This window comes from Vibrio sp. LB10LO1, assembly GCF_010092875.1.
GTDB classification, from domain to species: Bacteria; Pseudomonadota; Gammaproteobacteria; order Enterobacterales; family Vibrionaceae; genus Vibrio; species Vibrio campbellii.
Window position 1 is genome coordinate 1 of record NZ_JAADJW010000088.1, and the last position, 1,184, is coordinate 1,184.

Genomic DNA, 1,184 nt, shown 5'->3' on the forward strand with positions numbered 1-1,184 from the left:
AAGTAACTTTGAGAGAACTACTTGGTTTTCCGAGACGTCGGAAACCGCTACATCGGAAAATCAATTGGAGAAATCACCATGGCAGTGAATGTAAACACAAACGTATCAGCGATGACCGCTCAGCGTTACCTGAACAACGCAAACTCAGCACAACAAACTTCTATGGAGCGTTTGTCTTCAGGTTTCAAAATCAACAGCGCGAAAGATGACGCTGCGGGTCTTCAAATCTCGAACCGCTTGAACGTACAAAGCCGTGGCCTGGATGTGGCTGTTCGTAACGCGAACGACGGTATCTCTATTGCACAAACTGCTGAAGGTGCAATGAACGAGACCACTAACATCCTACAACGTATGCGTGACCTGTCTCTTCAATCAGCAAACGGTTCTAACTCAAAAGCAGAACGTGTTGCGATTCAAGAAGAAGTAACAGCACTGAACGATGAACTAAACCGTATCGCTGAAACGACTTCTTTCGGTGGTAACAAGCTTCTAAACGGTACTTACGGTACTCAGTCTTTCCAAATCGGTGCAGATAACGGCGAAGCGGTAATGCTGAACCTAAAAGACATGCGCTCTGACAACCAAATGATGGGCGGCGTGAGCTACCAAGCTGAAAACGGCAAAGACAAAAACTGGAACGTTGAAGAAGGCAAAAACGACCTGAAAATCAGCCTGACTGACAGCTTTGGTCAAGAGCAAGAAATCAACATCAGCGCAAAAGCGGGTGACGATATCGAAGAGCTTGCGACTTACATCAACGGTCAAACTGACCTAGTAAAAGCGTCAGTAGACCAAGACGGCAAACTGCAAGTGTTTGCGGGTAACAACAAAGTAGAAGGTGACGTTGAATTCTCAGGCGGCCTATCTGGTGAGCTAGGTCTAAGCGACGGCAATAACGTAACGGTTGATACTATCGACGTGACTTCTGTAGGTGGCGCGCAAGAATCTGTGGCTATCATCGATGCGGCACTGAAATACGTAGACAGCCACCGTGCAGAGCTGGGTGCTTTCCAAAACCGTTTCAACCACGCAATCAGCAACTTGGATAACATCAACGAGAACGTGAACGCGTCGAAGAGTCGTATTAAAGATACTGACTTCGCGAAAGAAACGACTCAAATGACTAAGTCACAAATTCTATCGCAAGCGTCAAGTTCTATCCTTGCGCAAGCGAAACAAGCGCC

At 46.9% G+C, this 1,184-nt stretch carries 1 protein-coding gene; it reads left to right on the forward strand.

Annotation, left to right across the window (positions count from 1 at the left end):
* Nucleotides 1-78: 78 nt before the first annotated feature.
* Nucleotides 79-1,184, forward strand: a 1,106-nt coding sequence (locus GXP65_RS24925) for a flagellin (RefSeq protein ID WP_162093955.1), incomplete at its 3' end; no start/stop codon positions are given.